This window comes from Bradyrhizobium arachidis, assembly GCF_015291705.1.
In the GTDB taxonomy this organism is placed as follows: domain Bacteria; phylum Pseudomonadota; class Alphaproteobacteria; order Rhizobiales; family Xanthobacteraceae; genus Bradyrhizobium; species Bradyrhizobium arachidis.
This window is the reverse complement of sequence record NZ_CP030050.1, coordinates 798,523-821,014: the sequence shown is the minus strand read 5'-3', so window position 1 is coordinate 821,014 and position 22,492 is coordinate 798,523. Positions and strand designations below refer to the sequence as shown.

Sequence of the window (22,492 nt, the reverse complement as noted above, 5' to 3'; positions counted from 1 at the left end):
CTCAATCCTTCGACGCGGATTGCGCGAGGAACGCCGCCACGGCGTCGCGATGCTCGGTGCTGGTGTAGCAGATCGCCTGCGCCTGGCTGCCGAGGCTGAAGATATCGTGCGCGGAATGCTCGAAGGTCTCGTTCAGGATCTTCTTGCCCAGCGCGAGCGCGGTGGGAGAGCCCTGAGCCAGCTCGGCGGCCCAGGCCTGCGCGGCCGGCAGCAGCTCGGCCGAGGCCACCTTGCGATCGACGATGCCGAGCGCGAGCGCTTCGTCGGCCTCGACGACGCGGCCGGTGAAGATCAGCTCTTTTGCCCTGGCAAGCCCGACCCGGCGCGGCAGGAAATACAGCCCGCCGCCGTCGGGGATCAAGCCGCGCTTGATGTAGGACCAGGTGAATTTCGATCGCTCCGTTCCCATCACGAAGTCGCAGGCGAGCGCGGTGTCCGCGCCGAGCCCCGCCGCGGCGCCGTTGACGGCGGCAATCGTCGGCTTCGGCAGGCCCAGCAGGAACGATTGAACATGGTGCACGCCCTGCTGGCGGCTCCAGCCGTTGAAGGCAACCTCGCCCTGCGGCGCCGCGAGGCGGCGCTTCATTCCGCTGATATCCCCGCCGGCGCAGAAGGCATTGCCGCGCCCCGTCAGCACCAGGGCCTTGATCGCCTTGTCGCGGGCAACGGTTTCGAGCGCACTGACGAACTCGGCGCGCATCTCGTCGCTCATGGCGTTGCGCCGTTCCGGCCGGTTGAATGCAATGGTCGCGACACCGGCTTCGACGGAAAATTCGATGAGCTGATAGGACATGGCAAGGCCCGTGGTTGGCGTGCGCGGCGGAAATATTCGTCTTGTTTCGAACGTATCGCGGCTTGCACCGCCCAGAACATCCCCCTATTCCACCTAGTGGAAATGCCGGGAGGGGTGGATTTGGCACAGGTGCGCAGATATGCGGGCGGCGTCGACGGCAACCGGTCGCTCGAAAGGGGCATCGAGATCCTCAGGGCGTTCCGGCCCGGCGTCGACACGCTGGGCAACGGCGAGATTGCGGAGCGAACAGGATTGCCGCGATCGACGGTCAGCCGGCTGACGCGAACGCTGGTCAATTCCGGGATGCTCGACGAGGTCCGCACCGAGCGGACCTACCGCCTTGCCGCGTCCGTCATCAGCATCGGCCATGCGATGCGGACGGGATCACCCGTGCTCAACGCGATCGGCCCGATGATGCGGGCGGAATCGGCGAAGTGCCGGCTGAACGTCGGGTTGGCTGCCGCTGATAGGACCATGATGGTTTACCTGGAGTCGATCCGCTACAGCCCGCGCGCGGCGCTGCGCAACGTGGTCGCCGGCCAGCAGGTCCCGATGGAGCTGACGTCGCTCGGCCGCGCTTACCTCGCCGGCATTGCCGAGACCGAGCGCGAGCGATTGCTCAGACAGTTCAGGCGGCGCAGCACGGCTGCCACCAAGGCGCTGCTTGCGGACGTCAGGACATCGATCCGCTCCGTCGAACGCGACGGCTATTGCGCGGTGTCGTGGCAGCCCGGCGTTCTCGCCGTCGCGACGCCCATCGTGCTGGAGGGGCTTCCGGTCTACGCACTCAACATGAGCCTGCAGAATGTCGACCGGTCCGACGCGCTGGCGAGCGAGATCGGTTCGTACCTCAACGCCTTTGCGGCCAAATGCAAGGAGGCGCTGGCGGGCCGGTGAACCGTCCGGCGCCGTTACAGTTTTCCATAGACTCGCGCGGCGACCGCCTTCAGGCGCTCGACCGAGCCGGACTCGGGATGCGGCTTGACCGGCGCGAACAGGATCGACGCCTGCCTGCCGTTCTTCCAGACATAGATGTTGACGGCGTTGCCGTTTCCCTTGGTGCAGGAATGTTCGCCGAACGCTTCGCCGCCGAGCTCGGGTATCGCCAGATGTTGGCAGGGACCTGCGCGTTTCATCATGCTGATGGCGGTGTCGCGCGCGGTCGCGATCACCGCGACGGTCATGGTGTTGGCCTCGCGGTCGAACATCATGCAGCTGCCCGCGCCGGTCCGCTGCACCGTCAGCGTGCTCTTGTCGAGAAAGCCATCGGCATCCGCGGCGGTGAGCCACTCGCAATCGCCGAACCGCTCGCTGCTCTTGCTCACATTGGCGATGGCAACGCGCGCTGTTTCGGTGAGCGGTCCGAGCAGCGCGTCGTCGGCACGGCGACCGGTCGGATAGACGCTGATCTGCAGGATGTAATCGCCGGACAAGGCGACGACCGAAGCCTCCTGGCGCTCTGCCCCGGCGGCGCTTGTCCCGCCCTGGCCTTCGTCGCCGATCCCCGCGACTGCGTTAAGCGGCATGCGCTCGCCGAGCGTCTTGACGAAGGTCGCGTACAATTCCCTAGCGCGGTCCTTGTCAGGATTGCGGAACACGGTCAGCATCATCGTGTCGCCGCGCCCGGCCTGGTAGATGCAGCCGCGGCCGTCCTGATTTGAAATCAGCGACCATTTGAGCGCCGGCATCGCGCCGGCGAGCTCCCGGGCGCTGATGAACGTGCAGGTCTCTGCCGCGCGCGCGGGAAGCACCGGAACGGCTGCGAATGCAAGGAACAGGACGAGGCAGGAGAACAGACGATCGATAAGAGGCATGGGAGTACTAACTACCGCAAATGGCGCGCCATGGTCGATGACGATGGGCACTACTCTTTCGCCGTGGCACCATGATGAATCTTGCGGGTTCGCGTACGGCTATCCCGCCGCGACGAAGCTTACCCGGGGCTTCGCACGTAGAGCGAGATGAACCGGTCGATCATCGGGTTGATCTGCTCCGGCACTTCCAGCGACAGGAAATGCCCGGAGCCGACGGCCTTGGCCGTGACCAGTTGCGGGCACAGCGCCGCAAAACGATCCAGATCCGCGAGCCTATGGGCCGCCTCGATGTAGAGCACCGGGACCCGGCACGCCTGGGCGCACTCACGCGCCCGATGCACATCCCAGGGGAACAGGCTTGTAAACGTGGACACCAGCACATGCTGCGGCGTCGCCAGAAAGGTCTGTTCGACATGGGCGCGGCATCTGTCGGTCGGCAGACAGGAGTCCGCCACGATCTTCCGCGCCTCGTCCGCAAAATTCGCGCCCTTCAAGCCCTCCAGATATCCGGCGAACACCGTCCCTGCCGAGGCAGGGAAGAGCACCCCTGAATCGAGCAGCACCAGGCCTGCAGGAAAGTCCGGATAGCGGGCGGCGATTTCGAGCGCCATGTTGCCACCCATGCTTTGACCCACGATGACCGGCTTGGTGATCTGCTGTCGGTTGCACAGAAAGACCAGATCTTCGGCGAAGCCTTCGATCGAATACGCCTGTTGCGGCTTGTCGCTCTCACCATGTCCCCGCAGCTCGGCATTCAACGCCCGACCTTGACGGGCGAAATACTCCATCTGCGGCGCAAAATGCGTGCGATCCCCGCCGAGACCATGGACGAACAGGAATTGAAGCGGTCCCGCCCCAGCGATGTCGAAGGACAGCTGGATGCCGTCATGCGCGAGTTTCATGGGCCATCTCCGTATTCACCGACATGTCCAGGCGTCTCTGGCGAGTATCTAGTCTAAGTGACGCGCCACGGCTGATAAAGATGGGCACTACGGGTTCGCCGCGGCGCCATGATGCTGTGGCCGAGCAAGCGCTCCGGTCGCGGTTACGAATAGTGAGCAGCGGTGCGACGACGTCGTCCGGCGCGGAAACGGCAGGTTCTGGAGTGCCCAGTTTTGGACTGAAATGGGCGCGCCAGTCAGAATAAAATCAGGAACTCATACACAATTGAAATTCCTCGTCATTTTGCAGGGCACCCAACGGCGCGATGGTCGTTGGCACCGGTTTTCCGCCCGCAAAGCGCGCCTCACAACTCCGCGCGCCATGACGGCCGCGGAGTGCTAATATCGTCGAGCCGCAAGACCGACGATTTCGCCAAGGCGATTGAAACGCGGTCAACAAGATGCGCTCGAAGAGGCGCACTCCAAGAACAACGCCCGACCGTAATTGCGGTTCGTCGGCTGGGACATGGAGGACGCTATGGCATGGCGCGACGACAAGGCCCGGGCAACCCTGATCCGCGAGGCAGCCGGAAGCGTGCAGCCGGGAAAGGCCCCCCCAAGCTTTGCGGAGCTTCTGTTCGCCTTCACCAATGTCGAGGATCTCGCCAGTCACGATGCCTCCTCGCTTGCCTTCCTGGCCGAGCAAGCCTGGGAGCATGTGCAGCGGCGTACGGCGGGGCGTGCCGATATCCGCGTCGTCAATCCGCTGATGCCGGACGGGCGCGAGATCTCCGTGCTCGAAATCCTCAACGACAACATGCCCTTCCTGTTCGATTCCACCATGGCGGAGCTCACCGAGCAGGGCATCGAAGTCACTCTCGTTGCTCACCCCATCATCGCGGTGGAGCGCGATGACCAGGGCAAGCTCCTGCGCTTCTACGGCGAGGCACTGCCGGAAGGGGCAAAGGGCGCGCGCGAGAGCCTGATTCACCTCCACATCACCCGCCTGGACGCCGACGCGGACCGCGAGAGGCTGATTGACGGCCTCACCAGGGCGTTGGGCGACGTGCGCGCCTGCGTCGCGGACTGGCGCGCCATGCGCGACCGCGTCGAGGACGCGGTCAAGACGTTCTCGTCCAATCCGCCGCCGCTGCCGATCGACGAGGTCGCCGAGGCCAACCAGTTCCTGCAATGGCTGTGCGCGGACAATTTCACCTTTCTCGGCGTGCGCGAATATCGCTTCTCGCCCGGCCGCGATGCGTCGGACGACATCGCGACCGCGGAGGGCCTCGGCATCCTCCGCGATCCCGACGTAAAGGTCCTGCGCCGCGGCAGCGAAATGGTGGTGATGACGTCGGAGATTCGCGAGTTCATGCGCGAGCCGACCCTGCTCATCGTCATCAAGGCCAATGTGAGCAGCCGCGTCCATCGCCGCATCCGGATGGATTATGTCGGCATCAAGCTCTATACGCCCGACGGCCGGCTCGAGGGTGAATTGCGCGTCGTCGGCCTGTTCACCTCGGGTGCCTATACGCGCTCGGCACGACAGATCCCCTATGTTCGCCACAAGGTATCGCGGGTGCTCCAGCGCGCCGGCTTCGACCCGAACAGCCATTCCGGCAAGGCTCTCCAGCATATTCTCGAGGAATATCCGCGCGACGAGCTGTTCCAGATCGACGTCGATACCCTCTTCGATTTCGTCATGGAGATCCTGATCCTCTATGAGCGCCCCCGCGTCCGGGCGCTGGCGCGGGTCGACAAGTTCGACCGCTTCGTTTCCATCCTCGTGTTCATTCCGCGCGACAAATACGACACCGACGTGCGCATGCGCGTCGGCGCCTTCCTGTCGCAGAGCTACAAGGGGACACTGTCGGCCTCCTACGTGTCCTTCCCCGAAGGAGCATTGGCGCGCGTCCACTACATCATCGGACGCTATGAAGGTAAGACTCCCGCCGTCGAGCGCGCTACGCTGGAAGCCGGGATCAGCGCCATTGCCGCGACCTGGGCCGACAAGCTGAAGGCCGCGCTGGCTGCGTCGACCGACGGCATGCGGGCGCGCATGCTCGCAAATCGCTACGCTCAAGCCTTCAGCGGCGGCTATACCGAGGCTTCCACGGCAGAACAGGCGATCGCCGATATCGCCACCGTCGAGAGGCTCACGCCAGCCCGCCCGGTGACGATTTCGGTTCACCGCTTCGAGGAGGACGATCCCAGGCGCTTCGGCCTGAAGGTGTTTTCGGATGCCGCGCCGCTGTCGCTGTCCTACCGCGTGCCGGTGATCGAAAATCACGGCCTGCGCGTGGTCAACGAACGCACCTATCAGATCGTGCCCGGCAACAGGCCCGAGCCGGTCTGGCTGCACGACATGACGATCGAGACCAGCGACGGCCAGCCGATCGAGATCAGCCGGGACTTCAGCCATCGCCTGGAGGCCTCGATCATGGCGGTGGTCACCGATCGCGCCGAATCCGACGGGTACAATGCCTTGATCCTGCGCACGGCCCTGGGCTGGCGGGAAGTCTCGACCATCCGGGCGCTGTCGCGTTATTTGCACCAGATCCGCGCACCCTTCACCCAGGACTATATGTGGGAGACCTTGCGCAAGAACGCCGCGATCACGGCCAACCTCGTCGCGCTGTTCCAGGCCCGCAGCGATCCGCGCCTCGTCCTGACCGATCGCGAGCGTTCGGCACGCGAGATAATTCTCCTTGCCGAGATCGAGGAGCAGCTCAAATCCGTCGCCTCGCTCGATGAAGACCGCATCCTGCGCCGTTTCACCAATCTGGTGCAGTCGACCATCCGCAGCAATTTGTGGCAGGTTGGCCCGGACGGACATCCGCGCCCGGTGATCTCCTTCAAGTTCGACGCGCGCAAGATCGAGGATCTGCCCCCTCCCCGACCGCTCTACGAGATCTTCGTCTACTCACCGCGTGTCGAAGGCATTCACCTGCGCTTCGGCAAGGTCGCGCGCGGCGGCCTGCGCTGGTCCGACCGGCCGCAGGATTTCCGCACCGAGATCCTCGGCCTCGTGAAAGCGCAGCAAGTCAAGAACGCCGTGATCGTGCCGGTCGGCGCCAAGGGCGGCTTCGTGCCCAAGCGCCTGCCGCCGCCCTCCGATCGCGAGGCGTGGCTCGCGGAGGGCACCGAGGCCTATCGCATCTTCGTGCGCTCGCTGCTCGAACTCACCGACAATCTCGACGGCGACATCGTGGTGCCGCCCGACTTGACCGTGCGGCATGACGGCGACGATCCCTATCTGGTCGTCGCCGCCGACAAGGGCACCGCCACCTTCTCCGACGTCGCCAACGCGATCTCGGCCGAGAAGGACCATTGGCTCGGCGATGCCTTCGCCTCCGGCGGCAGCCAGGGCTACGACCACAAGAAGATGGGGATCACGGCGCGCGGCGCCTGGGAGGCGGTCAAGCGCCACTTCCGCGAGCTCGGCACCGACATTCAGACCATGCCTTTCACCGTGGTCGGCGTCGGCGACATGTCGGGCGACGTCTTCGGCAACGGCATGCTGCTCTCGCCGGCGACGAGGCTCGTTGCGGCGTTCGATCACCGCGACATCTTCATCGATCCCTCCCCCGACCCGGCGATCAGCTTCACTGAGCGCAAGCGCCTGTTCGACCTGCCGCGATCGAGCTGGCAGGACTACGACAAATCTCTGATCTCGGAAGGAGGCGGCGTGTTCTCGCGCTCGCTCAAGGCGATTCCGCTCGCCCCGGAAGTGCGCACCCTGCTCGATCTCGACAAGGAGCAGGCAACGCCCTTCGAGGTGATGACGGCAATCCTGAAGGCGCGCGCGGACCTCTTGTGGTTCGGCGGCATCGGCACCTATGTCCGGGCCTCGGCGGAGAGCGACGATCAGGCCGGCGACCGCGCCAATGATCCGATCCGCATCAGCGGGACCGACGTTCGCGCCAGGGTGATCGGCGAAGGCGCCAATCTCGGCCTCACCCAGCGCGGGCGCATCGAAGCGGCGCAGAAGGGCGTCAAGCTCAACACCGATGCGATCGACAATTCGGCCGGCGTGAATACGTCCGACGTCGAGGTCAACATCAAGATCGCATTGGCGCGCCCCGAGCGCGAGGGACGCCTCAGCCCGGTTGACCGCAACACCCTGCTTGCCGCGATGACCGACGAAGTCGGTGCGCTGGTCCTGCGCAACAACTATCTGCAGACGCTGGCGCTCTCGCTCGCCGAACGCAAGGGCATGGCCGAGACCGGCTTCCTCACGCGCCTGATGCAGTCGCTCGAGCAGCGCAGCCTGCTCAGCCGCGCCGTCGAATTCCTGCCTGACGACGCCGCGATCGCCGAACGGACCAGGCGCGGGCAGTCCCTGACACGGCCCGAGCTCGCGGTGTTGCTCGCCTACGCCAAGCTGACGCTCTACAGTGACCTGCTCGAAACCGGCGTGCCTGACGATCCTTATCTCGCCCGCAGACTGTCCCTGTATTTTCCGCGCGAGGTTCTCGACAAATTCCCGGCCGCGGTCGAGCTCCATCGACTCCGACGCGAGATCATCGCGACCAGTCTCGTCAATGCCGTGATCAACCGCGGGGGCCCGGCCTGCATCGTACGCCTGACCGACGAGACCGACGCCGATATCTCGACCATCGTCATGGCCCAGGTGGCGGTGGATGCGATCTACGAGCTCAGGCGACTCAATGACGCGATCGACGCGCTCGACAATCGAATCGACGGGCAGTTGCAGCTCAGCCTCTACGCGGCGATCCAGGATCTCCTGCTCTCCCGCATGGTCTGGTATGTGCGCAATGTCGATTTTGGGGATGGCTTGGGCGCGGTCATTGCCCGGTTTGGCCCTGCGGTCCGCGAGATCGCGGCCTCGCTCGACACGGCCCTTCCAGCGGACATGCAGGCCGCACGCAGCAAGCGCCGGCAGGACCTGACCGATGCCGGCGTCCCGTCCGGCCTCGCCAGCGAACTGGCCGATCTCGATGCCCTGGTCCCGGCGCCTGATATCGTGACGGTCGCCGAGCGCACCAGCCGCAGCATCGGTGATGCCGCCGCGACGTTCTTTGCCGCCGAGGCCAATTTCCGTCTCGACCGCATCACCGCCGCTGCGCGCAACGTGCCGGCCAGCGATCATTTCGAACGCCTCGCCATCGACCGCGCCGTCGACCTGATCGCAGCTGCCGAAAGACGCCTGGCCGCAGATATGCTGACGATCGGCCAATCCGGTCAGCAGGCAGCGGAGACCTGGCTTGCAGCTCATCCCGAGGCGACGCGTATCCGTCGTGCCGTCGAGGAGATTGCCGCCGGCGGCCTGACGCTCGCCAAGCTGATGGTGGCGGCGAACCTGCTGGGGGACCTGGTCAAAGCCTGAGGGCGTGCGAGACAGCGATGAGCGACGTGCAGCTAGCGCAAGACGGAGGAATCCGATGATCCACGCGACTTGCCATACCGCCGATAACATCCTCTGTCTCGAGTTCGATGCCACGCCCTGGTTCAGCGAGGCTGACGGTCCGAGCATTGTCGATCTGGCCCAACGCGGCTGGGCCAGCCCGGCGATTGCGGACTCCCTCGAGCGCCGACGAGGATACGAGGGCCTGCATGAACTGGTCGAGTATGCGGCGAAACGCCTGCAACCCGACACCATCGAGGATCCAGCCTGGGAAACCTTCGAGTGTGTTGTCGACGGACCGGAGGCCATAGCCTGGCTCGAGAAAAACCGGCCAGACGTTGCGGCAAGAATTCCGATCCAAGGCCGCGGTCGGCCCTGAGCAATTCCCGCTTTGCAGAGATGCTTGAAGGCTAATAGAGCCATTGAAGGCTAATAGAGCCATTGAAGGCTAATAGAGCCATCCGGCAACGCCTTGGAGCTGACTTACCAAGTCATCCTAATCGGTCAGAGTTGCTTGCGATCAGGCCATTTTGGACTTTACGATCGCCAAGTCCGCTATTCTCACGGGGCAATCGGTGAGCAACCTTCCAAGCTTCAAGTATCACCCGGACCCTGTCGCGACCGGCAGCGTTCAGAAATCTGACGTCCAGTGCATATGTTGCGGGCAAGCACGAGGGTATGTCTACATTGGCCCGGTGTACGCAGCAGAAGAACTATGTGAAAGCCTATGTCCGTGGTGTGTCGCCGATGGATCGGCACATGGAAAACATGGCGCGAGCTTCACTGACGAGTCGGGGGTCGGTGCGCGACAGGCAGCGCACCTCCGTCGTTGCGGCAATCAAGCCTCATCTCATCGCTTGGCGTTCCGCATCTTGCTCGCGCCCCTGAGCGGGGTCGCCGGCGGGGAAGCCGGATTCGCCCAGCCTGACATCTGCAGACAGGTCAGCAGATCGACATAGCTTTGGATTCCATCTGCCGAAGCCTCGCCTTCGCAACTCTCACGCGCGGGCCCCGGAACAGTCAGCCAGGCCGAACCGAGCTGTTGCTGCGCCAGTGTCTCGTCACGCATGCATTCGCCGGCATCCTGCGCCAGGGCGAGCCCTGACGCTTTGTCGTCAGCGGAAACATCCCTGCAGAGGGCTTCCACGTTGAAGATGGGCACTCGGTCTGAAATCGGGATCGCGGGCTGGCCAAGAAGCAATAGTGCCAACAGTGCTGCTTTCATGAGACCCTCCCTTAAATCGGGTTGGACGGGGCAGCTTGGGCGAGGCTAGGCTTGGTTTGTTTCCGGCTGGCTTCGCCCGTCCGGCAAAAGGTTTCGTCCTTGCCCGGCAGCGCTTTGTGAGCTTCCCGATGAATGCGGGTCGCGGCGATGCCGAGCCTGTCCGGCACACCCATTCGCACCAAGGGATGGGGAGATATCACCGCCAAAGGACGGAAAATGGCGCGCCCGGAACGATTCGAACGTCCGACCCTCAGATTCGTAGTCTGATGCTCTATCCAGCTGAGCTACGGGCGCGTTTTTCGCTGATGGTGCGGGCTTTAGCCCACACGCAGCCTCCGGACAGCGCCGGAGGGGTGCGAAAGAGCGCTCTGACTAACCGCTCTTGTCCCGATTGGCAAGGTCCGGGTTGGGGAGATTTTGCAGGGAGATGACGATCTCCACCCGGTCATTCCGGGGCTCGCGAAGCGAGAACCCGGAATCTCGCGCCCAAAACCTCTGGATTCCGGGTTCGGCGCTTTGCGCCGCCCCGGAATGACAGGTTCACTCGGCCTCTGGCCGACCTACGCCCTCTGCCGCTCGTTGCGAATGGAGAGGAGTTCCACGGGGCGGTCGGGGATGACGATCCGGAAGGTGGCGCCGATGGTGCCTTCGACGAGGTGAATGTCGCCGCCATGGGCGCGGACCAGCTCGGCGGCGATCGCCAGGCCGAGACCGCTGCCGCCGGGGCGGCCGGAGGTCTGGAACGCCTCGAACAGATGCTCGCGGGTCTTCTGAGGCACGCCGGGGCCGGTATCGGAGACCTCCAAAATCGCGACGGCGCCTTCGCGCTTTCCCGTGATCCGGATCTGCTGCGCGCCGCCATCGCCCGAGGAATGGCTTTCCAGCGCCTGGGCGGCGTTGCGGACGAGGTTGAGCAGCACGCGGAACAGCTGATCGGGATCGGCATCGATGGCGAGCCCGCGCTCGATCGCGGCGACCCAGGCGATCGAGGCGTCGCTGGCAAGCCCCGCCGTCTCGCGCACCTCGAGCACCACGGGCTCGATCAGGATCATGCGGCGGTCGGGCGCGGCCTCCTGGGCGCGGCCATAAGAAAGTGTCGACTGGCAGAAGGCGATGGCGCGCTCGAGCGAGCGCACCAGCTTCGGCGCAAAGCGCTGCACCCGCGGATCGGGCACGCTGGCGAGCTGGTCGGACAGCAGCTGCGCGGAGGCGAGCAGATTGCGCAGATCGTGATTGATCTTGGACACGGCGAGACCGAGCGCGGCGAGCCGGCTCTTCTGATTCAGCATCGACATCAGATCGCGCTGCATGTCCGACAATTCGCGTTCTGCGACGCCGATCTCGTCGCTGCGCTGGCTCGGCACGATGATGCGCGCCGAGCTCTCCGGGTTCTCGTGGAAGCCGACCAGGCTCGCGGTCAGCCGCCGCATCGGCCGCACGAACAGATAATGGAGCGCGAGATAGACGAGACCCGCGGTCAGGACGCCGATGATCAGCGCCACCACCACGACGTTGCGGGAGAAGCGGTACATCGACTGCCGCAGCGGCAATTCGTCGGTCACGATCTCGACGAATTGGGCATTGCCGACGCCGGGCCCGACGATGCGGATCGGCTGGTTGCCGGTCTCCAGCATCATCTGGAACGAGCCGGTGATCGCTTCCCACACGCTCATGTCGCGCAGGTCGACGTCATGCTCGATCGTGGTAGGCAAATTGTCGCTGGCGAGCAGACGGCGCTGCTGGCCCATCTTGATGGCAACGGCGCGGGCATTGATGCTCTTCAGGATCTCGCGCGAGAGCGAATCGGGGACCATGCCGAGCGGAGCCGCATCCAGCACCAGTGCTGCCGTGTTGGCCGCCGCGACGCGGTCGTTGAGGCGGTTGACCCAGAAGTTGGCGATGGCTGGCACGTAGAGCAGGATGGCCGCGATCATCACCAGGGGCACAGTGAGCAGCAGCAGCTTGCCCGACAGCCCAAGCCCGGCAGGCCCCCGCGGCCGCGTCGCCGCCGGGTCCCGCTGATCCGCATCCTGGATCGGCTGGAGGTCTGTCGCTGCCACGAAATTCGTCCTCGCTGCCTTGCCGAGTGAACAACTTGCTTGGTGAACGATCTGGCTGAGGAAGGATGCGGTCCGCCCCCCGCCCGGTCAAATTACAGATCGCTAATCTGCCAAGGTGGGATGTAATCACGGACGCGGCGAGTCGCTACCTCAAGGGTTAAAAACCCCGCACAAACAGCGATATTCACCGGAACAGCGCGCTCTTGCGGCGTTGACGAAAACAAGACGCTCCCTTATAAGCCGCGCAAATTGTCCGCGATGACCCGGTGTGACGCCGGGAGCGGCTCTCTTGGGGCCGAAAAAGGCCCGTTTTGGGCCGCATCTTCCGGACTTTACCATCAATTCTACAGGCAAATTGCCCGGTCAGCGGAGAAAAACCCGTGAAGCGGACTTATCAACCCAGCAAACTGGTGCGCAAGCGCCGTCACGGTTTCCGTGCCCGTCTCGCCACTGCCGGCGGCCGCAAGGTCCTCGCCGCCCGCCGCGCCCGCGGCCGCAAGCGTCTGAGCGCCTGAGCCGGACCCCCATTTTTGGGATTTCATCATGGATCGGCTGAGGCAGCGGGCGGATTTCCTCGCCGTTGCCAATGGCGCGCGGGCGAATAGTCCCGCGTTCGTCCTGCAAAGCCGCCGCCGCGACGATTCTGGCCCGATCCGGGTCGGCTTCACCGTCACCAAAAAGAACGGCAACGCCCCCGAGCGCAATCGCATCCGGCGCCGACTTCGCGAATTGGTGAAGCGGCTCGATCCGGTGTCGATGCAGCCCCATCATGATTATGTACTGGTCGGCCGAAGGGACGCGCTCTCGCGCGACTTCGCCACCATGCTCGACGATCTGCGCATAGCGTTCACGAAGCCCGCGCGGCATACGGCCAGGGGATCCGACAAGGGATCTGCGAAGCGGCGCGGCGAAAAGCCGGGCGCTGCCCCTGCCAGCCGCAAACCGGATTGATGACGAGACATTAGAGATGACCGACAATCGCAATACCATCCTCGCCGTCATTCTGTCGGGCCTCGTCCTGATTGCCTGGCAATATTTCTACAACGTCCCGCAGATGGAGAAGCAGCGCGCCCAGCAGCAGGTGCAGGCCGAGCTCCAGAAGAACACGCCGCAGCCGACCGCCTCGGCAACGCCGGGCGCGACACCGCAGGCCGGCAATGCGCCCGCGCCTGCCGCGGCGCCGGGCAACCAGCAGGCCCAGCCGGTCGTTGCCCGCAGCGCCGCGATCGAAGCCAGCCCGCGCGTGAAGATCGACACGCCGCGGCTTTCCGGCAGCGTCTCGCTGAAGGGCGGCCGCATCGACGACCTCGCGCTGGTGCAATATCGCGAGACGGTCGACCCGAAATCGCCGCCGATCATCCTCTATTCGCCCTCGGGCACGGCCGAACCCTATTACGCCGAGTTCGGCTGGGTGGCCGCCACGGGCGTGACCGCGAAGATGCCGGATGCCCAGACCATCTGGCAGCAGGACGGCAGCGGCAGCCTGACGCCGACGACGCCGGTGGTGCTGAAATGGGACAATGGCGAGGGCCTCACCTTCCGCCGCACCATCTCGGTCGACGACCACTACCTCTTCACCATCAAGGACGAGGTGAGCAATGTCGGCAACGCGCCGGTTACGCTCTATCCGTTCGCGCTGATCTCGCGCCACGGCACGCCGCAGGTCTCGGGCTATTACATCCTGCATGAAGGCCTGATCGGCTATCTCGATGGCCTGCAGGAATATGCCTACAAGAAGATCGACGAAGCCAAGACGGTGAACTTCAAGGCCACCAATGGCTGGCTCGGCATCACCGACAAGTACTGGGCTTCGGCGCTGCTGCCGGACACCAATGCGCAGCTGCAGGCGCGCTTCTCGTCGAACCCGACCGGCAACGTCCACACCTACCAGACCGACTATCTGCTCGACCCCGTCACCGTCGCGATCGGCGGCACAGCCACCGCGAACGCGCGGCTGTTCGCTGGCGCCAAGGAAGCCGGCGTGGTCGGCGTGTTCCCGTTCGCCGGCCTCGGCGGCTACAACAAGGAGCTCGGCCTCAACCATTTCGATCTGTTGATCGATTGGGGCTGGTTCTACTTCATCACCAAGCCGATGTTCCTCGGCCTCGACTTCTTCTACCGCTTCTTCGGCAATTTCGGCATCTCGATCCTGCTCGTCACCGTGATCGTGAAGCTTCTGTTCTTCCCGCTGGCGAACAAGTCCTACGCCTCGATGGCGAAGATGAAGTCGATCCAGCCGCAGCTGCAGGCGCTGAAGGAGCGCTTTCCCGATGACAAGGTCAAGCAGCAGCAGGAGATGATGGAGATCTACCGCAAGGAGAAGATCAATCCGGTCGCCGGCTGTCTTCCCGTGGTGATCCAGATCCCGGTGTTCTTCTCGCTCTATAAGGTGCTGTTCGTCACCATCGAGATGCGGCACGCGCCGTTCTTCGGCTGGATCAAGGACCTCTCCGCGCCGGATCCGACCAACCTGTTCACGCTGTTCGGATTGATCCCGTTCGATCCGACCACGATTCCGGTGTTCGGCCATTACCTCGCGCTCGGCATCTGGCCGATCATCATGGGCATCACGATGTGGTTCCAGATGAAGCTGAACCCGACGCCGCCGGATCCGACGCAGCAGATCATCTTCAACTGGATGCCGCTGATCTTCACCTTCATGCTGGCCGGCTTCCCGGCGGGCCTCGTGATCTACTGGGCCTGGAACAATCTGCTCTCGGTGCTCCAGCAGAGCTTCATCATGCGCCGCAACGGCGTGAAGGTGGAGCTGTTCAACAATCTCAAGGCGACGTTCGCGCGGAAGGCGACGTAGCACCCGTCATTCCGGGGCGATGCGAAGCATCGAACCCGGAATCTCGAGATTCCGGGTCTGGTCCTTCGGACCATCCCGGAATGACAGCGAGCAAAGAGCTTCGCATGACCGACGCCAATGATGCGAAGCTGATCGAAGCCGGACGCAAGCTTTTCGCGCGCGACTGGCAGTTCATCTGGGCCTCGCCGTCGATTCAAACGCTGCCGCCGATGGCGGGGCTGGAGATCGCCTTTGCCGGGCGGTCCAATGTCGGCAAGTCCAGCCTGATCAACGCGCTGACCGGTCGCAATGCGCTGGCGCGCACCTCGCATACGCCGGGCCGCACCCAGGAGCTGATCTTTTTCGAGGTCCCCGGGAAAAGCGACCTGCGCCTCGTCGACATGCCTGGCTACGGCTACGCCAAGGCGCCGAAGAGCCAGGTCGCGTCCTGGACCGAGCTGATCCATACATTCCTGCTGGGCCGCGCCTCGCTCGCACGCGTTTACGTGCTGATCGACGCGCGGCATGGCCTCAAGGACGTCGATCTCGAAGTCCTGAAGACGCTCGACCGCTCCGCAGTCAGCTACCAGATCGTGCTGACCAAGGCCGACCAGGTGAAGGCCTCCGAGCTGCAATCACGCATCGCCGAGACCGAGACTGCACTCGCCAAACATCCGGCCGCTTTCCCGAACGTGCTCGCGACCTCCTCGCGCAGCTCGACTGGCATGGCCGAGCTGCGCGCCGCGATGGCAAAGCTCCTGGAAGAACGGGCGTCGTGATGGTGGCGCATCGCCTCTTGATCGGGCTTGCCGGTTTGATGGGCGCCGCCGGCGTTGCGCTGGCCGCCGCCTCCGCCCACGGCGCCGATGCCAGCCGCCTCGCCTCCGCTAGCGCCATGCTGCTGTTTCATGCGACTGCCATACTTGCGGTGACTGGGTTGCTCGCGCGCGGCCTTCTGCATGGCGGAATTGGGCTCATTGCCGCATTCGGCTTCGTGCTCGGCGCGGCGCTGTTCGCGGGCGACCTCACCTTGCGGCAATATGCCGGGCACTCGCTGTTTCCCATGGCGGCGCCGACGGGTGGAACGGTGATGATTTTGGGCTGGCTCGCGGTGACGCTCGCGGCGGTGGTGGCGAGGAAGTAGCGTTCTCTTCCTTCTCCCCTTGCGGGAGAAGGTGGCGCGAAGCGCCGGATGAGGGGTCTGTCTCTACAGGGGTGCTCGCGGAGAGAAACCCCTCACTCGCCTCGCTTCGCGAGGCACCCTCTCCCACAGGGGGAGAGGGGAAGAAGAGCGCTTTGCGCCGCGCCCGCCAATCGGATAGAACGCGCACCGACAGTCCCGCCAGCGAGATCCGCCCCATGACCGACATCTCCCCGCTCGACCAGGCCCGCATCCTGTCCGAAGCGCTGCCGCACATGCAGCAGTATGACGAGGAAACCATCGTCATCAAATATGGCGGCCATGCCATGGGCGACGAGGAGACCGCGAAGAACTTTGCCCGCGACATCGTGCTGCTGGAGCAGACCGCGATCAATCCGGTGGTGGTGCACGGCGGCGGGCCGCAGATCGCGACCATGCTGAAGCGCCTCGGCATCGTCTCGGAATTCGCCGCTGGCCTGCGCATCACCGATGCTGCGACCATCGAGATCGTCGAGATGGTGCTGGCCGGCTCCGTCAACAAGCAGATCGTCGGCTACATCAACGATGCCGGCGGCAGAGCCGTGGGCCTGTCCGGCAAGGACGGCAACATGGTGAAGGCGACGAAGACGACGCGCACCATCGTCGATCCGGACTCGCATATCGAGAAGGCGGTCGATCTCGGCTTCGTCGGCGATCCCGAGAAGGTCGACCTCACGCTGCTCAACCAGCTGATCGGCTATGAGCTGATCCCGGTGCTGGCGCCGCTCGCGACCTCCAAGGACGGCCAGACGCTCAACGTCAATGGCGACACCTTTGCCGGCGCCGTCGCCGGCGCGCTGAAGGCCAAGCGCCTATTGCTGCTCACCGACGTGCCCGGCGTGCTCGACAAGTCGAAGAAGCTGATTCCGCAGCTGTCGGTGAAAGACGCGCGAAAACTGATCGCCGACGGCACCATTTCCGGCGGCATGATCCCGAAGGTCGAGACCTGCATCTACGCGCTCGAGCAGGGCGTCGAGGGCGTCGTCATCATCGACGGCAAGATGCAGCACGCGGTGCTGCTCGAGCTCTTCACCAACCAGGGCACGGGCACGCTGATCCACAAGTGATGTGCTGGACGCCGCGACGAAAGAACGTCATGGCCGGGCTTGTCCCGGCCATCCACGATCTTTCTCGCGGCGAAAACGTGGATGCCCGGGACAAGCCCGGGCATGACGAGCGGAGAGTTCAGCGCCCCCGCCGCTCCCCCCTCACCCGCGTCCTGATGACGCTCCCGGCGGCCGCCGTCTCGTTCTTCTTCTCCTCCGCGCCGGCCTTCGCCGACCTCAAGATCTGCAACCGCATGTCCTATGTCGTCGAGGCCGCGATCGGCATTGACGACAAGGCGGCGACGGCGACGCGCGGCTGGTTCAGGATCGATCCCGCCACCTGCCGCGTGGTGGTGCAGGGCACGCTGACCGCCGACCGCATTCTGCTCAACGCGCGCGCGCTCGGCATCTACGGCGCCTCCCCGATCCCGCAGAGCGGCAGCGACATGCTGTGCGTGGCGCAGGACAATTTCGTCATCGCCGCCGCGCGGCAGTGTCGCAGTGGCCAGACGCAGGTCCCCTTCACGCAAGTGACGCCGACGCGCGGCGACGACGGCAATGCCGTCGCCTACCTTGCCGAGGATTCCGAATATGACGACGAACAGGCGCGCCTTGCCGGCATCCAGCGCCTCCTCGTGATCATCGGCTATGACGTCGGCGCCATCGACGGCGTCGACGGGCCGAAGACGCAGGCAGCGCTCGCCGCATTCCTGAAGAGCCGCGGGCTGCCGTCCGACACCGTATCGTCGCCGAATTTGTTCAAGACCATGGTCGATGCGACGCAGACGCCGTCGTCGAGCGGCCTGACCTGGTGCAACGACACGCCGCACAAGGTGATGGCGGCAGTCGCCACCGACGACGGCAAGTCGGTGACGAGCCGCGGCTGGTATCGCATCGATCCCAAGACCTGCCTGCACCCGGATGTAACAGGCACGCCGAAGCAGATCTTCAGCTTCGCGGAAGCGATCGATGCCGACAACCGTGTCATCAAGCTGAAGGACAAGCCGCTGAACTGGGGCGGCGACAAGCAGCTCTGCACGCGCGAGACCAAGTTCGAGACCGTTGAGCAGACCGATTGCCCCGCGCGCGGGTTTGCGACGACGGGGTTCGGCGCGGTGGATATGAGCAGCGGCGGCAAGACGCTGCGCTTTGCGATGCCGTGATGGTATTGCTGTGATTGAGGATCAGGGCACTGGGGCCGCAAACTCCGCCGTCGTCCCCGCGAACGCGGGGACCCATAACCCCAGGGAGCAGTGTGGCGCACGATGGTGGTTGCCAGTCTTCGCCAAACCACTCCCTGTGGTTATGGGTCCCGGATCTGCGCTCCGCTTCGCTGCGCTTGTCCGGGACGAGGACAGAGAGTGGAGCATCGCTTGCGCTCAGCAGATAGAGATTTGATATGACTTCTCCCCGCGCCTTCACCCACGTCGACACCTGGGTGTTCGACCTCGACAACACGCTCTATCCGCATCACGTCAATCTGTGGCAGCAGGTCGATGCGCGCATCGGCGAGTTCGTGTGCAACTGGCTGAACGTCGGCCCGGAGGAAGCGCGCAGCATCCAGAAGGATTATTACCGGCGCTTCGGCACCACGATGCGCGGCATGATGACCCTGCACGGCGTGCGCGCCGACGACTATCTCGCCTATGTGCACAAGATCGACCATTCGCCGCTGGAGCCGAATCCGCAGCTTGGCGAAGCCATCGCAAAGCTGCCGGGACGAAAGCTGATCCTGACCAACGGCTCGGTCGACCATGTCGATGCCGTGCTGGCGCGCCTCGGCCTTTGCCGGCCATTTCGACGGCGTGTTCGACATCATCGCGGCCGGCTTCGAGCCGAAACCGGCGCCGCAGACCTATCGGAAATTCCTCGACGACCACGCCGTCGATCCGACCCGGGCGGCGATGTTCGAGGACCTCGCCCGTAACCTCACCGTTCCCCACGCGCTCGGCATGACCACGGTGCTGGTGGTGCCTGACGGCACCAAGGAGGTGGTGCGCGAGGATTGGGAGCTGGAGGGCCGGGACGCCGCCCATGTCGATCACGTCACGGATGATTTGACAGGGTTTTTGGGGCGGTTGTCACCACGCTAACGCTGTCGTCCCGGGGCGCGAAGCGAGCCCGGGACCCATAACCACAGGGAGTGGTTGTGGCGCGAAACTGGCAACTCCGAATCTTCGCCAAACGACGGCCTGTGGCTATGGGTCCCGGGCTCGCGCTTCGCGCGCCCCGGGACGACAGCGGAGTATGCCTTGACTCTCCCCCGCCAAATCCCGAAAAAGCGCCCCAATCCCTCAAAAATTCCCTGATCCGAAGAGGAAAGCCCGATGTCCCTGTCCGCCCTCGAATCCACCATCAACAGCGCCTTCGACGCGCGTGACGGCATCTCGACCTCGACCAAGGGCGAGGTGCGCGAGGCCGTGGACCAGGCGCTGGAGACGCTGGACAAGGGCGAGGCCCGCGTCGCCGAGCGCGGCGCCGACGGCAAGTGGAAGGTCAATCAGTGGCTGAAGAAGGCGGTGCTGCTCTCCTTCCGCCTCAACGACATGGACGTGATTCCCGGCGGTCCGGGCAAGGCCAGCTGGTGGGACAAGGTGCCCTCGAAGTTCGAAGGCTGGGGCCCGAACCGGTTTCGCGATGCGGGCTTTCGCGCGGTGCCCGGCGCCGTCGTCCGTCGCTCGGCCTTCATCGCCAAGAACGTCGTGCTGATGCCGTCCTTCGTCAATCTCGGCGCTTACGTCGATGAGAGCACCATGGTCGACACCTGGGCCACCGTCGGCTCCTGCGCGCAGATCGGCAAGCGCGTGCACATCTCCGGCGGCGCCGGCATCGGCGGCGTGCTCGAGCCGCTGCAGGCCGAGCCCGTCATCATCGAGGACGACTGCTTCATCGGCGCGCGCAGCGAGGTCGCCGAGGGCGTGATCGTGCGCAAGGGCGCGGTGCTGGCGATGGGCGTGTTCCTGGGCGCCTCGACCAAGATCGTCGATCGCGAGACCGGCGAGGTCTTCATGGGCGAGGTGCCGGAATATTCGGTGGTGGTGCCGGGCGCGCTGCCCGGCAAGCCGATGAAGAACGGTCAGATCGGCCCGAGCACCGCCTGCGCCGTGATCGTCAAGCGCGTCGACGAGCGCACGCGCTCCAAGACCAGCATCAACGAGCTGCTGCGGGATTAATCGGGCCACGCGCACCATTCTCTCACCGTCACCCTGAGGTGGCCGCCTCTTCGGCGGCCCTCGAACGGCGACGGCCTGGCTGCCGGCTACATTCCGGCCGCTCATCCTTCGAGGCTCCCCCTGCGGTGCGCTGCACCGCAGGCCTCGCACCTCAGGATGGCGGGACTGGTAGTCGAACCCTCTCTCCCCCCATCGCGACCAACATCCGGGCGGCTACTTCCGCCCGGAGCCTCTCGCATGGACTGGACCTGGTACTTCTTCCGCTTCGACGGCCGCATCAACCGTGCGCTGCTATGGCAGGCGCTGCTGATCGTCGCGCTGCTGGCTGCGTTGCTGGGGATCGTCGATCAGGCCATCAGTATCCCGGACGGGGCCAAATCCGTTAAATTCAAGTTCAATGTCGACTTCGATTTCGACTTTGGCTTCGACGGCCTGTTCGAAATCATCGACCCACGACGCCATCGACTGCTGTCATCCACCGAGCGCGCGAGCCTGACCTTACGGATTCTCGGCGCATCGCTGTTCCTGTGGATCTCCCTTGCGACCGCGATCAAGCGACTGCACGATCGCGACCGAAGCGGCTGGTGGATCATCCCATTCGCCTTCATCCCCAACCTGCTGTTCTATTTCTCGGATCGGCTGCCTGCCGCCAGCTGGTTCGTGCCGTTCGACTGGGCCGTCCACGCGCTGTGGCTGTGGGGCCTCGTAGAGATGTTCATTATGCCCGGCACTTCGGGCGACAACCGGTTCGGCCCCGATCCACTTGCCCAGCACGAGGAGGAGAGCCTCGCACCCGCCACCCCTGCAAAAAGCTGGGACCAGCAGAGCGAGCTCGAATTCGTGCCGCCCAGCGCTAGCCCACCCGGCGGCATGCATGTTAAGCGGAACGCATGACCGATGCTCTCTCGATTGCCCGCGATCTCATCCGCTGTCCCTCGGTAACCCCGGCCGACGCCGGTGCGCTGGGGGTGCTTGAAAGAGCCCTCACCGCCGCCGGCTTTACCTGCCACCGCGTGACGTTCAGCGAAGAAGGCACCGCCGACGTCGACAATCTCTATGCGCGGATCGGCACAGAAGGGCCGCACATCACCTTCGCCGGCCATACCGACGTGGTGCCGCCGGGCGACGAAAGTGCATGGAGCGTCGGCGCGTTTTCCGGCGAGGTGAAGAACGGCTATCTGCACGGCCGCGGCGCGGTCGACATGAAGGGCGGCATCGCCTGCTCGGTCGCAGCTGTGCTGGAGCATCTCGCTGCCAATGCCGGCAAGCTGCGCACGGACGGGACGGGCTCGATCTCGTTCCTGATCACGGGCGACGAGGAAGACGTCTCGATCAACGGCACCATCAAGCTGCTCAAGTGGGCGGCCGAGCGCGGCGAGAAATTCGATCATTGCGTGCTCGGCGAGCCCTCCAACGTCGAGACGCTCGGCGACACCATCAAGGTCGGCCGCCGCGGCTCGCAATCCGGCACGCTTTATGTCGACGGCGTGCAGGGCCATGTCGCCTATCCGCATCGCGCGTCCAATCCGGTGCCGGATATCTCGCGCTTGATCGTCGCGATCTCCGACGAGCCGCTCGACCATGGCAGCGCGCAGTTCCAGGCCTCCAATCTCGAATTCACTTCAGTGGACGTCGGCAACAAGGCGAGCAACGTCATCCCCGGCGAGGCCCGTGCCAAATTCAACATCCGCTATAACGACAACCACACCCAGGCGAGCCTGCGCGAGCTGGTCGAGACGCGCCTCGCCAAGGCCTGCGGCAACCGCATCAAGGCCCGCATCGTCTGGGAGCCCTCGAACTCCAACGTGTTCGTGACCAAGCCCGGCCCGTTCACCGATCTTGCGGTGTCCGCGATCGAGGAGGTGACGGGACGCAAGCCGGAGCTGTCGACGAGCGGTGGGACGTCGGATGCACGGTTCATCTCGAGCTATTGCCCGGTGATCGAGTTCGGCCTGGTCGGCCAGACCATGCACCAGGTCGACGAGCGCGTGCCGGTGACCGATCTGGAGAAGCTGACGAAAGTGTATCGCGGGATTTTGACGCGGTATTTTGGGTAGGCGCTGCTCTCGCCCAGCACACCACTGTCATCGCCCGCGAAGGCGGGCGATCCAGTACTCCGAGACAGCAGCGATAGAACCGAGGGGCCGCGGCGTACTGGATG

General features: G+C 64.6%; 19 protein-coding genes, 1 tRNA gene and 1 pseudogene. 15 read left to right on the top strand and 6 right to left on the bottom strand.

All coding sequences use genetic code 11. The features are described 5' to 3' along the window. Position 1 precedes the first annotated feature (1 nt). Positions 2 to 793: an enoyl-CoA hydratase/isomerase family protein gene (locus tag WN72_RS03860; RefSeq protein ID WP_092219016.1), complete on the bottom strand. Its 792-nt coding sequence runs from the start codon at positions 791 to 793 to the stop codon at positions 2 to 4. Positions 794 to 913: 120 nt separating this feature from the next. Here WN72_RS03860 and WN72_RS03855 point away from each other — a divergent pair, with 120 nt between their 5' ends. Beyond that, the gene (locus WN72_RS03855; RefSeq protein WP_092219068.1) at positions 914 to 1,690 is read left to right on the top strand and encodes an IclR family transcriptional regulator; all 777 of its coding nucleotides are present in this window, start codon (positions 914 to 916) and stop codon (positions 1,688 to 1,690) included. A gap of 14 nt (positions 1,691 to 1,704) precedes the next feature. On the opposite strand, the gene WN72_RS03850 is transcribed toward WN72_RS03855, so the two are convergent. Further along, positions 1,705 to 2,607: a hypothetical protein gene (locus tag WN72_RS03850; protein ID WP_092219018.1), complete on the bottom strand. Its 903-nt coding sequence runs from the start codon at positions 2,605 to 2,607 to the stop codon at positions 1,705 to 1,707. Positions 2,608 to 2,726: 119 nt separating this feature from the next. After that, positions 2,727 to 3,509 (bottom strand): alpha/beta fold hydrolase, encoded by a 783-nt coding sequence (locus WN72_RS03845; protein ID WP_027561539.1) that lies wholly within the window; start codon positions 3,507 to 3,509, stop codon positions 2,727 to 2,729. Between the two features lie 505 nt (positions 3,510 to 4,014). On the opposite strand from WN72_RS03845, the gene WN72_RS03840 reads away from it, so the two are divergent. From WN72_RS03840 to WN72_RS47690, 3 genes are all read left to right on the top strand, one after another. Further along, entirely contained in the window at positions 4,015 to 8,838 is a 4,824-nt protein-coding gene (locus tag WN72_RS03840; RefSeq protein WP_092219020.1) for an NAD-glutamate dehydrogenase, read from the top strand. Between the two features lie 55 nt (positions 8,839 to 8,893). After that, complete coding sequence (locus WN72_RS03835) at positions 8,894 to 9,235, top strand: hypothetical protein (RefSeq protein WP_092219022.1); 342 nt, start codon at positions 8,894 to 8,896, stop codon at positions 9,233 to 9,235. Positions 9,236 to 9,431: 196 nt separating this feature from the next. After that, positions 9,432 to 9,815, top strand: a complete 384-nt coding sequence (locus WN72_RS47690) for a CbrC family protein (protein WP_430640401.1) — start codon at positions 9,432 to 9,434, stop codon at positions 9,813 to 9,815. On the opposite strand, the gene WN72_RS03825 is transcribed toward WN72_RS47690, so the two are convergent. From WN72_RS03825 to WN72_RS03815, 3 genes are all read right to left on the bottom strand, one after another. Next, positions 9,707 to 10,081 carry a hypothetical protein gene (locus WN72_RS03825; RefSeq protein ID WP_027561542.1) on the bottom strand — a complete coding sequence of 125 codons (375 nt, stop codon included), beginning with the start codon at positions 10,079 to 10,081 and terminating at the stop codon, positions 9,707 to 9,709. The genes WN72_RS47690 and WN72_RS03825 overlap by 109 nt on opposite strands. 217 nt (positions 10,082 to 10,298) lie before the next feature. Further along, positions 10,299 to 10,375: transfer RNA gene (locus WN72_RS03820), tRNA-Arg, on the bottom strand. A gap of 266 nt (positions 10,376 to 10,641) precedes the next feature. Next, positions 10,642 to 12,141 carry a sensor histidine kinase gene (locus tag WN72_RS03815; protein WP_194482979.1) on the bottom strand — a complete coding sequence of 500 codons (1,500 nt, stop codon included), beginning with the start codon at positions 12,139 to 12,141 and terminating at the stop codon, positions 10,642 to 10,644. A 380-nt stretch (positions 12,142 to 12,521) separates the two neighbouring features. On the opposite strand from WN72_RS03815, the gene rpmH reads away from it, so the two are divergent. The 11 genes and pseudogenes from rpmH to dapE all read left to right on the top strand — a co-directional run bounded on the left by rpmH (position 12,522) and on the right by dapE (position 22,388). Continuing rightward, positions 12,522 to 12,656, top strand: a complete 135-nt coding sequence (gene rpmH / locus WN72_RS03810; RefSeq protein WP_008542748.1) for a 50S ribosomal protein L34 — start codon at positions 12,522 to 12,524, stop codon at positions 12,654 to 12,656. 28 nt (positions 12,657 to 12,684) lie between these two features. After that, positions 12,685 to 13,092, top strand: coding sequence for a ribonuclease P protein component (gene rnpA / locus WN72_RS03805; RefSeq protein WP_092219026.1), 408 nt, complete (start codon positions 12,685 to 12,687; stop codon positions 13,090 to 13,092). A gap of 16 nt (positions 13,093 to 13,108) precedes the next feature. Beyond that, positions 13,109 to 14,953 carry a membrane protein insertase YidC gene (yidC, locus tag WN72_RS03800; RefSeq protein ID WP_092219028.1) on the top strand — a complete coding sequence of 615 codons (1,845 nt, stop codon included), beginning with the start codon at positions 13,109 to 13,111 and terminating at the stop codon, positions 14,951 to 14,953. A 104-nt stretch (positions 14,954 to 15,057) separates the two neighbouring features. After that, positions 15,058 to 15,711: a ribosome biogenesis GTP-binding protein YihA/YsxC gene (gene yihA, locus WN72_RS03795; protein ID WP_027561547.1), complete on the top strand. Its 654-nt coding sequence runs from the start codon at positions 15,058 to 15,060 to the stop codon at positions 15,709 to 15,711. Continuing rightward, the gene (locus WN72_RS03790) at positions 15,711 to 16,076 is read left to right on the top strand and encodes a DUF423 domain-containing protein (protein ID WP_167381088.1); all 366 of its coding nucleotides are present in this window, start codon (positions 15,711 to 15,713) and stop codon (positions 16,074 to 16,076) included. The genes yihA and WN72_RS03790 overlap by 1 nt, the downstream gene beginning before the upstream one ends. 215 nt (positions 16,077 to 16,291) lie before the next feature. Continuing rightward, on the top strand, positions 16,292 to 17,179 hold the full coding sequence (gene argB, locus WN72_RS03785) for an acetylglutamate kinase (protein ID WP_027561549.1): 888 nt from the start codon (positions 16,292 to 16,294) through the stop codon (positions 17,177 to 17,179). Positions 17,180 to 17,334: 155 nt separating this feature from the next. Continuing rightward, complete coding sequence (locus tag WN72_RS03780; protein ID WP_027561550.1) at positions 17,335 to 18,321, top strand: DUF1036 domain-containing protein; 987 nt, start codon at positions 17,335 to 17,337, stop codon at positions 18,319 to 18,321. A 236-nt stretch (positions 18,322 to 18,557) separates the two neighbouring features. Continuing rightward, positions 18,558 to 19,251 (top strand): annotated as a pseudogene (locus WN72_RS03775) (pyrimidine 5'-nucleotidase). A gap of 234 nt (positions 19,252 to 19,485) precedes the next feature. After that, the gene (gene dapD / locus WN72_RS03770) at positions 19,486 to 20,331 is read left to right on the top strand and encodes a 2,3,4,5-tetrahydropyridine-2,6-dicarboxylate N-succinyltransferase (RefSeq protein ID WP_027561552.1); all 846 of its coding nucleotides are present in this window, start codon (positions 19,486 to 19,488) and stop codon (positions 20,329 to 20,331) included. Between the two features lie 237 nt (positions 20,332 to 20,568). After that, positions 20,569 to 21,225 carry a DUF805 domain-containing protein gene (locus WN72_RS03765; RefSeq protein ID WP_027561553.1) on the top strand — a complete coding sequence of 219 codons (657 nt, stop codon included), beginning with the start codon at positions 20,569 to 20,571 and terminating at the stop codon, positions 21,223 to 21,225. Beyond that, entirely contained in the window at positions 21,222 to 22,388 is a 1,167-nt protein-coding gene (dapE, locus tag WN72_RS03760) for a succinyl-diaminopimelate desuccinylase (protein WP_092219033.1), read from the top strand. Before WN72_RS03765 ends, dapE begins: the two co-directional genes overlap by 4 nt. Positions 22,389 to 22,492 lie beyond the last annotated feature (104 nt).